8 protein-coding genes are annotated in these 9,192 nt (G+C 56.1%); 4 read left to right on the top strand and 4 right to left on the bottom strand.

Going from position 1 to position 9,192, the window contains the following annotated elements:
* Positions 1–12: 12 nt before the first annotated feature.
* On the bottom strand, positions 13–273 hold the full coding sequence (locus tag HMPREF3158_RS05120) for a pentapeptide repeat-containing protein (RefSeq protein ID WP_070497559.1): 261 nt from the start codon (positions 271–273) through the stop codon (positions 13–15).
* A gap of 261 nt (positions 274–534) precedes the next feature.
* Complete coding sequence (locus HMPREF3158_RS05115) at positions 535–1,965, bottom strand: YhgE/Pip domain-containing protein (protein WP_062036172.1); 1,431 nt, start codon at positions 1,963–1,965, stop codon at positions 535–537.
* A 114-nt stretch (positions 1,966–2,079) separates the two neighbouring features.
* Between HMPREF3158_RS05115 and HMPREF3158_RS05110 the strand changes: the two genes are divergently transcribed.
* The gene (locus HMPREF3158_RS05110; protein WP_062036174.1) at positions 2,080–2,604 is read left to right on the top strand and encodes a hypothetical protein; all 525 of its coding nucleotides are present in this window, start codon (positions 2,080–2,082) and stop codon (positions 2,602–2,604) included.
* 16 nt (positions 2,605–2,620) lie between these two features.
* Here the strand turns inward: HMPREF3158_RS05110 and HMPREF3158_RS05105 are convergent, their stop codons facing one another.
* On the bottom strand, positions 2,621–4,168 hold the full coding sequence (locus HMPREF3158_RS05105) for a catalase (RefSeq protein ID WP_062036176.1): 1,548 nt from the start codon (positions 4,166–4,168) through the stop codon (positions 2,621–2,623).
* Between the two features lie 185 nt (positions 4,169–4,353).
* On the opposite strand from HMPREF3158_RS05105, the gene HMPREF3158_RS05100 reads away from it, so the two are divergent.
* From HMPREF3158_RS05100 to HMPREF3158_RS05090, 3 genes are all read left to right on the top strand, one after another.
* Positions 4,354–4,905: an RNA polymerase sigma factor gene (locus tag HMPREF3158_RS05100; protein WP_062036178.1), complete on the top strand. Its 552-nt coding sequence runs from the start codon at positions 4,354–4,356 to the stop codon at positions 4,903–4,905.
* A 267-nt stretch (positions 4,906–5,172) separates the two neighbouring features.
* Positions 5,173–6,495: a YkvI family membrane protein gene (locus tag HMPREF3158_RS05095; RefSeq protein WP_062036180.1), complete on the top strand. Its 1,323-nt coding sequence runs from the start codon at positions 5,173–5,175 to the stop codon at positions 6,493–6,495.
* Positions 6,496–6,727: 232 nt separating this feature from the next.
* Positions 6,728–8,047: a YkvI family membrane protein gene (locus tag HMPREF3158_RS05090; RefSeq protein ID WP_062036182.1), complete on the top strand. Its 1,320-nt coding sequence runs from the start codon at positions 6,728–6,730 to the stop codon at positions 8,045–8,047.
* 97 nt (positions 8,048–8,144) lie between these two features.
* On the opposite strand, the gene HMPREF3158_RS05085 is transcribed toward HMPREF3158_RS05090, so the two are convergent.
* Positions 8,145–9,182, bottom strand: coding sequence for an aspartate-semialdehyde dehydrogenase (locus HMPREF3158_RS05085; protein WP_070497558.1), 1,038 nt, complete (start codon positions 9,180–9,182; stop codon positions 8,145–8,147).
* Positions 9,183–9,192: the final 10 nt, after the last annotated feature.

Genomic DNA, 9,192 nt, shown 5'->3' with positions numbered 1-9,192 from the left:
CAGCGGAGAGCTCTACAGAGACATCCCCACAGCCTCCGAAGCATCCGCTTCAAATCCTTCGCAATGCGCGAGCTGCTCTGACGAGGCGATTACTGGCTTCATGTACGCGTTGTGGAGGATGGCCCAGGCGAGCATCGCGCCGCGAAAAGAACAGCCGCGGCAGATACTTGCTTCCAGATTTATTCCGGTCAGGTCGTAGCCGGAGAAGTCTTTTCCGGAAATATCTCGGCCTGCGAATTCTTGGAACCAGGTATCAGGCGTTTGCTTATACATTGCCGGTTCTTCCTGTATAAGGGCCAAAACGGGAAACGACGCGGCGCCCCTACAGCAGCCGCGTCGCCCCTATTCCCTATCACTCACAACGGATTGGAGAAACCGTTTGCCTACCCCCTAAGTAGGCATTGTGAGCAAAATTCACTCTAGCACCGATTGGAAACAAAACGGTAACCAATCAAAAGTTTCCACAGAAGGAATCACAAAATTGCATGTTTGGTCTAATTTTAGAAAAACCAATTAGTCAGTACATTTAGCGTCTTAGCCTTTTCGTTTCGCCGAAAAGCCGCGCTTCATAATACCTATCGAAAAAATTCCAACTGCTACAAGGATGCCAAGCCCGATCCACGCGAGGCTCAGCTGCCCCGAGTTACCGGCAACCGTAAAGCCAACCGTTGACCAGTGCATTGGCAGCAAGCCCATCACGGTCTTCCACACCCCGGCCACAGCGGTGGCGGCAGTTGCAGACTTCCAGAACCAGCCCACCGCAGCAAGTTGCAGCAAACCAAGGACAATGACTACACCGGCGCCGATCTTCGGGAAGTAGTGCAGCACCACTGCCGTAAGACCAGCGCTTCCCAGCGCGGTCGCCGCAGCCATGGCAGCAGCCAGCCCCGCAGCCATGCCATCAACGCCGGTAGCCAGAATCATAAAGACAATCTCAGCCGCGGCAGTCAGCACAACTACACCAGCAAGAAGGCTCAGCCAAGGCTTCCGCGAACGCACCACATAAGCGCCCAGGGCAGTTCCACCGAGCGAGACCATCGCCGCGATAAGCAGCGCCACGATGGGGCTCAGCATCTTTACTTCCGCACCCTGACCATCCGCGGCAGCCGGCAACGCACGCTGCACATCCTGCACCTTGGTTTGGTTCTGCTTCGCCATGCCGTCAACACGCTTGGCACCTTTGTCCAGCTTGTCGATGCCGCCGAGAGCCTCATCAACCTTGGAATTAAGCTCCTTGGTGCCATCGTTCAAACGCTTGGCGCCATCCGCTGCCTTATACACGCCATCGTGATAGGCATAGCCGTTAACCGCGAGCTGATTGGAAAGCTCCCGTGAGCCATCCTTCAAGCGCTTAAGTTGATTAGTTAGATTCTGGTCAATCTGAAAATTATTGACTTGATTGCGCAGGTCCCCGAGCTGCGACTTGATGTTGCGCGCCTCGGGGGAATTATTTCCCTCAAGGTCCTTCAGCGTGCCGTCGATGGCGGCCAGCAGCTGGCCCTGCACCACGGTAAGACCTGTAATTTGATCCACTGCGTTACCCACGCCGTTTGCCACCTCAGTTGCACCATTGCCCAGCTGGTTGGTGCCGGACTGCAGCTGAATCAGGCCGTCGTAAAGCTCCTGCGATCCGGCGCTGAGCTTGTCGACGCCACCGCCCAGCTCACCAGCACCATCCTTCAGCTTGCCCGTGCCGGTGGAAAGCTGCTGGGTTCCCGACTTCAAAAAGCCAGCCTGGGCCTGCGCCTGGCTTGCGGCACGCGCCGCCTCGCTTAACGACGCCGCACCTGCTTGACCTTCTGTCGGCGCACCGGTTCCCTCACTCGACCACGCACGTGAGGCATCCCACCCCGTCACGCCTGTCACAATGGCACCTACCACCAAGGGCAGAACCACCAGCAAGCACAGAAGTGCGCCACGCAGGCGCGAGGGACGGGACGGCAAATCAGCAAGGCGGGAGTTCATCCTTTAAAAAATATCGCTCCCACCACCGCAAACAACGCAGGCGCGCCGTTTTAAGTCGGGGCAAAGATACAGAAATCCCAAAACTTCCAACCAACTGATCATAGGATTTAGCCCATGAAACGTTCCCTACTGATTCTCCCCCTAGCCGCACTTCTTCCACTCACCGCCTGCTCCCCCAAAGACACTGCAGATAGCGAGCCGCAGTTCGCAGCAGCCGAATCCAACGCGGCCGCAAAAGAAACCGCCACTAGTGAGACCCCAACCACCACCAGCAGCAAGGCCGAAGATCAGCCCGCCCCGACAACCAAGACCGTCACCGCCACGGTCGAGCCGGAGCAGCCAGCGCCAGATACGCCACAGGCGCAAAGCAAAGGCAGCTGCTCAGTCGATGCACTTCAGCAGGCCAACACCTCGATGAGCAACATGACTGTTATCGATTGTGACGGTTCGTGGGCATACATTGCCCAGCGCAATACCGATTGGTTCGCCTGGGCTTATTGGGATGGCCAAAAGTGGAAGGGTGAACCTCACATCGGCACCACTAGTAGCGGCATGCAGGGCCCCTGCTATGACGTCGAAGGCATGAAAGCACGAGGCCTGAGCGACGCTATGGCAGCGGACGCTCAGGCCTGTGATTAAGAGGTTGTAGTACGTGCTAGTTCTTCTCTGCGAAGAGCTCGCGAACGCGCTTTTCTAGGCGTGGGGAAACTGCGCCCCAGTAAGCGTAGATGCGCTCCTCGGTCTCGGAGGAAACACCAGCCATGGCGTTGGTAATGTTGTCCGCCATGCGCTCCTTCTCCTCGTCGTTGTAGACGTTCTCGTACAGGTCGGTTGCCTGCGCGGTATCGGAATCCTCAGCGTGGCGGACATACGGTGCGCGAACCAAGTCCAAACCTGCTGGGTCCGGGTTGACGTAGAGATCCGGAGCGGTGGTGGTCTCTAGCTGGCTACGGTCGTTGACGTCACCGTCGAGGTAGCCGCCGCCCTTTGCGTGGCGGTTCGGGGAGTAAACCGGATCCTCAGGAGCATTGAAGAGGAACTGCATGCTTCCCTCGTGCTCGTAGGTGTTGACCTTGTCCGCATTCAGTGGCTGGTTAACTGGCAGCTGCTTGTAGTTCGGCCCAATGCGGTAACGCTGCTGGTCAGCATAAGCAAAGACACGAGCTTGCAGCATCTTGTCCGGAGAAAGGCCGATGCCTGGGACTAGGTTGGAAGGATCCAAAGCAACCTGCTCGATCTGCGCGAAGAAGTTGCGTGGGTTGCGGTTGAGCACAAAGTATCCGACATCAACCAGTGGGTAGTCCTTCTTGGACCAAACCTTGGTGAGGTCGAACGGGTTGAAGCGGTATTCAGCTGCTTCAGCAAGCGGCATGATCTGAACCTTGACGTCCCAGATTGGGTAGTCGCCTTCTTCGATGGCGTTGTAGAGATCCTCGCGGTGATAGTCGGCGTTCTTGCCTGCCATCTCACCTGCCTCAGCATCAGTGAAGTTCTCAACACCCTGGCGAGACTTGAAGTGGTACTTCACCCAGAAGGCCTCGCCTTCTTCGTTGACCCACTGGAAGGTATGGGAGCCGTAGCCGTTCTGGTGGCGGGTGGTCTTCGGGGTACCGCGGTCACCCATCAAGTAGGTGACCTGGTGGGTGGACTCTGGGTTGCGGGTCCAGAAGTCCCACTGCATATCCGCGTCACGCAGGCCGTTGACGCCGAGACGCTTCTGGGAGTGAATGAAGTCAGGGAACTTCATGCCGTCACGCAGGAAGAAGACCGGGGTGTTGTTGCCGACGATGTCGTAGTTGCCATCCTCGGTATAGAAACGCAGTGCGAAGCCGTGCACATCGCGCCAGGTATCCGGAGATCCCTGCTCGCCAGCAACGGTGGAGAAACGGCCCATCATTGGGGTGACAGTGTTTGGTTGAAAGAGCTTCGCCTTGGTGTAGCGCGAGACATCGTTGGTGATGTGCAGCTCGCCAAAGGCGCCATGGCCCTTTGCGTGCGGGGTGCGCTCTGGCACGCGCTCGCGATTGAAGTGCGCAAGCTTCTCAATCAGGTGAATGTCATTGAGAACAACTGGGCCGTTCTGACCTGCGGTAATGCTGGTATTCTCGGTAGCAACCGGCTGACCGGAAGGGCTGGTGGTATTTGGGCCGCCTGCGGGGCGCTGGCCTTTGTCGAGGACCTTGTCAGCTTCAGAGTTAGTCATGGAAAGCCTCCTAAGAAAACTAGCGGGAACTAGTCAATAAAATTGTTGATAATTTGGGGTGGATTATCAATCACGGACAAGCAATAACCTACCCCGCTTAATAGGCCCTCGCAACAAAAATCAGCGAATTAATAAGTTCTGCCAGGGAAATCTAATTTAGCGTTCATCCTGGTAAGTTCATTTTGGTGAAACACCACTCCGAGCATGACGACGCCCGCGTCACTGACCTTGCGCTCAAGGCCGGCCGCGGCGATCGCGCAGCTCTCACGGAGTTTATTAAGTCCACTCAGGATGATGTGTGGCGTCTTCTCGCGCACCTAGGCGGCGCGGAAATCGCAGACGATCTCACCCAAGAGACGTACCTACGAGTCATCAGCGCGCTCCCCCGCTTCGCCGCGCGCTCCTCAGCACGCACCTGGTTGCTTTCCCTCGCGCGCCGCGTATGGGTGGACAACATTCGCCACGACATGGCGCGCCCGCGAAAGGCTGCAACGGAATATGAAGACGCAGCGGCACAGACGCCTTCGACCGAGAACTCCGGAGCGTGGAGCGATTGGATCGACGCCCGCACGCTAATCGACGCCCTGCCCGCAGACCGCCGCGAAGCCCTCATCCTCACCCAAGTACTGGGCTATTCCTACGAAGAAGCAGCCAAAATCGCTGGCGTACGCATCGGCACGATTCGTTCCCGCGTTGCCCGCGCCCGCAAAGACCTCATCGAAGGTACAGGAGCCTAGCCAGGAATCATTAGCGCGAATCGTTACCTACTATTTACCAGGCTTCACTTTCGGTACAATTAGCTGCGATTTTAGCGCTGGAACCCAAGAAGTTTTCGCGAAATTTCTGTGCACTTTTAGAAAATTGTCTGGATGAAAGGCATTAAAGAAAAGTAGCATGGCTTAAAAACACACGTGACAAATCGAAGGTCGACCCGGGCCAGCGCGCTACAAAAATGCGCGCATTTCTTTTTGCCCGGCGCGTGTGAGAATGCGAGAAATCTCCTCATGATGAAACGCGCATTGGCTATCTCCATGGCGTTTATCGGTGTTGTTGTCGGCGCGGGCTTTGCCTCGGGCCAGGAAGCTATGCAGTACTTCGTAGCCTTCGGAACCACTGGTTTCTGGGGCGTAGCGCTGGCTGCCGGGTTGATGATCATCACCGGCATTTCAATTTTGCAGCTGGGATCTTATTTCCAGGCCACAGAGCACACGGCGGTGTACGACAAAATTTCCGGACCAATTACCTCCAAGATCTTGGACTGGTCCACGATTGCCACGCTCTTTTCCATCGGCTTCGTGATGTTCGCCGGTGGCGGATCCACCATCACGCAGCAATTCCCAGACATAAAGATTTGGGTAGGTGCAACGCTGATGTTGGTGCTCGTCCTGCTCGTCGGCCTGCTCGACGTTGACCGCGTCACCGCAGTCATCGGCACCATTACTCCATTCATCATCATCTTTATCGTCTTGGCCACCGGCTATACCATCGCCACCGCCGACGTTGATTGGAGCCACCTCAACGAATTCGCCACGAATAACGTTGACACCACGCTGGGCAACTGGTGGCTCGCCGCCCTGAACTACACCGGCCTGAACGTCATGTGCGCGGTATCCATGTCTATCGTCATCGGCGGCAACATCCTCGACAATCGTGCAGTGGGCATCGGTGGCCTCATCGGCGGCTTTATCTACCTGCTTCTGCTGACACTGCTCGTGGCCTCCCTATTCATGGTGGCACCGACCGTGCATGCAAAAGATCTGCCGGTTCTAGAGCTCATCAACACCATTCACCCGTCTCTGGGCTATGTGATGACGATTGTCATTTACGGCATGGTCTTTAACACCGCAGTGGGCATGTTCTACGCGCTGGGCAAGCGCCTGACCCGTAAGAAGCCGAAGCTTTTCTACCCAGTCTATGCCGCTTCCTGCATCATCGGTTTCATTCTTTCCTTCGTCGGTTTCAAGTCTTTGGTCAGCAACATCTACCCAATCTTGGGCTACCTTGGCCTGCTGATGATTGCCGTTATGGTCTTCAACTGGGTTATAAAGCGCGACAAAATTACTTCCGAAAGCAAACGTCGAGTGCGTGCTCGCACCCTGGTCCAGCGCAAGCTCGACCCGCGCGAGCACTTCACCAAGAAGAACCAGAAGGAGCTCGCAAAGCTCGCGGCCGCTTCCAATATGAAGACCGACGAGTTTGAGGACACCGTTGCCGAAGAAATCCACGAGGAGCTCGAGGCAGATGACGAGCTCGAGTACGACCGTGAAGATCCTGATCCTTCAGTTGTCTTCGTCGAGCACACCAAGCCAGAAGTTCCACGAGACTAATACAAAGCTCTCTCCCCTTCCTGCTTAAGCAGACCTTTCCAAGGCGTATGAGTTGGCCTAACCCAGCTCATACGCCTAATGTTTTACAACGCACACGTGATAAATCGAACGTCGAACCGGTCTTGCGCCACCATGGCAGCAAACGCCCCGCACACAAAAGCACAGCCTGCAAAATGATGAGCGCGGACTTACCCTCCCGGCGCGTGTGAGATAGCGAGACTCCCCACATCTTATGTTTAAACGCGCAGTAGCCATCTCCATGGCCTTTATTGGCGTTATGGTCGGCGCTGGCTTTGCCTCCGGCCAGGAAGCCATGCAATATTTTGTATCCTTCGGCACGCTCGGATTGTGGGGCATGGTATTGGCCGCCGCCCTCATGGTCGTCGCAGGCATCGCTTTCCTACAGCTTGGATCCTATTTCCAGGCTTCGGAGCATACCGCTGTTTACTCCCAAATCACCGCGCCTATCACCTCGAAGATCCTCGACTGGGCCACCATCATCACGCTTTTTGCGGTGGGCTTTGTCATGTTCGCCGGCGGCGGCGCCAACCTCGCCCAGCAATTCCCTTCCCTCCCAACGTGGGTGGGCTCCTTGATCATGCTGGTGCTGGTGCTCATCACGGGGCTTCTCGACGTCGATAAAGTCACCGCTGTCTTGGGCTTTATCACGCCTTTTATCATCGCCTTCATCGGCTTCGTCACTATCTACACTTTGGTGACGAACCAAGCGACCTTTGAGGAAGCAAACAACTACGCCATCCACAACGTTGATCCGGCAATCGCTAATCCTTGGATCGCCTCGCTTAATTACACTGGCCTAACCGCTATTTGCACCGTTTCCATGGCCATTGTGATTGGCGGAAACTTCTTGGATAACAAGACCGTCGGCCTAGGCGGTGTTATTGGTGGCGCTATTTTCCTGTTCATGCTGGCGTTGCTGGTCTGCGCCCTATTCTTTGCCGCACCGCAGGTAAATGGCCAGGCAATGCCTGTCCTAGCATTGATTAACACCATCCACCCAGCGCTGGGTTACGGAATGACTTTTGTCATTTACGGCATGATCTTCAACACCGCAGTGGGCATGTTCTACGCGCTGGCTAAACGCCTGACGCGCGGCCATGAGAAGCGCTTTTACCCCGTCTATCTCATCACCTGCCTCTTTGGCTTTGCGTTGTCCTTCGCTGATTTCAAGGACCTCGTCGGACTGATTTATCCAATTCTTGGCTACGGCGGCTTGGTGGTCATCGCTATCATGCTCTTTGGCTGGGTTAAGAATCGCGGCAAGATGGTAAAGGAATCAGACCGCCGTACGCGTGCTCGTACGCTGGTGCAGCGTCGCCTTGATCCGCGCGAGCACTTTACCAAGAAGAATGAGAAGGAACTGCGCACCTTGGCCACGGCCTCCAACATGGAAACTGCGGAGTTTGTCGATACCGTCGAAGAAGAAATCCACGAAGATCTCGAAGCAGACGAAGAACTCGAGTATGACCGCGAGGACCCAGATCCTTCCGTGGTCTTCGTCGAGCACACCAAGCCGGAAGTACCAAAGTAAGAATCCGAAGTAGATAGCTAAAAAGGAGCTTGTACATCCGTTTATTGGATGTACAAGCTCCTTTCTGTGTTTTATGGCTTTGTTTTGGGTCCGCGCGCTAGACCAACAACTCAGCAATCTGAATCGTGTTCAAAGCTGCGCCCTTGCGCAGATTATCGCCGGAAACAACCAGCACGAGGCCCTTGTTGTCATCAACGGACTGATCCTGGCGGATACGGCCCACCAAGGACTCGTCCACGCCTGCGGCAGCAAGCGGGGTCGGAACGTCGACGACCTTGACACCGGGGGCGTCGCCAAGCAGGCGGCGTGCCTCGTCCGGAGTGATTGCCTTGTCGAACTCCGCATGCATCGTCAGGGTGTGGCCGGTAAATACCGGGATGCGCACGCAGGTGCCAGCAACCTTAAGCTCAGGAATACCCAGGATCTTGCGCGACTCGTTGCGCAGCTTCTGCTCCTCATCGGTTTCCTCGGAGCCATCATCAACCAAGTTGCCAGCGAAAGGCAGCGCGTTGAAAGCAATCGGCGCAACGTATGGGCCAAGCTCTTCCTCAGAGACCTCGAGAACGGAGCCATCATGGACAAGCTCTACGTTGCGATCTCCAATCTCGGCGGCCTGCTTGGTCAAGGCCTCAACACCAGCCAAGCCAGAGCCAGAAACTGCCTGATAAGAAGACACGTGCAAACGGTTCAGGCCGGCAGCATCGTGCAAGACCTTAAGAACCGGCATTGCGGCCATGGTGGTGCAATTCGGATTAGCAATGATGCCCTTCGGCAGGTTCTTTGCCTGCTCGGGGTTTACCTCAGAGACAATGAGCGGAACTTCGGGGTCCTTGCGGTATGCGGAGGAATTATCCACCACGATTGCGCCTGCAGCGGCAAAGACCGGGGCCCAATCGAGCGAAGTAGCGCCGCCGGCAGAGAACAAAGCAATGTCGACGTCAGCGACGGATTCCTCGGTTACCTGCGAGAGATCCTCAACCACAACCTTCTCGCCACGGAACACCAGTTCCTGGCCAGCAGAACGCGGCGAGGCAAAGAAACGAACCTTGTCAGCTGGGAAATCCCGCTCCTCCAAGATGGAACGCATGACGCGTCCCACCTGGCCGGTAGCACCAACAACTGCAACGGTGGTCATGAAAAATTCC

Origin of the sequence: Corynebacterium sp. HMSC06G04 (genome assembly GCF_001807365.1) — a bacterium.
Lineage (GTDB): Bacteria > Actinomycetota > Actinomycetes > Mycobacteriales > Mycobacteriaceae > Corynebacterium > Corynebacterium simulans.
Note: the sequence above shows the minus strand (reverse complement) of the source record. Positions and strands in the feature narration are given on the sequence as shown.

Bases quoted from the DNA above. Each gene is read 5' to 3' on its own strand.
- HMPREF3158_RS05120 (WP_070497559.1), bottom strand. From the start codon at position 273: ATGTATAAGCAAACGCCTGATACCTGGTTCCAAGAATTCGCAGGCCGA.
- HMPREF3158_RS05115 (WP_062036172.1), bottom strand. From the start codon at position 1,965: ATGAACTCCCGCCTTGCTGATTTGCCGTCCCGTCCCTCGCGCCTGCGT.
- HMPREF3158_RS05110 (WP_062036174.1), top strand. From the start codon at position 2,080: ATGAAACGTTCCCTACTGATTCTCCCCCTAGCCGCACTTCTTCCACTC.
- HMPREF3158_RS05105 (WP_062036176.1), bottom strand. From the start codon at position 4,168: ATGACTAACTCTGAAGCTGACAAGGTCCTCGACAAAGGCCAGCGCCCC.
- HMPREF3158_RS05095 (WP_062036180.1), top strand. From the start codon at position 5,173: ATGATGAAACGCGCATTGGCTATCTCCATGGCGTTTATCGGTGTTGTT.
- HMPREF3158_RS05090 (WP_062036182.1), top strand. From the start codon at position 6,728: ATGTTTAAACGCGCAGTAGCCATCTCCATGGCCTTTATTGGCGTTATG.
- HMPREF3158_RS05085 (WP_070497558.1), bottom strand. From the start codon at position 9,182: ATGACCACCGTTGCAGTTGTTGGTGCTACCGGCCAGGTGGGACGCGTC.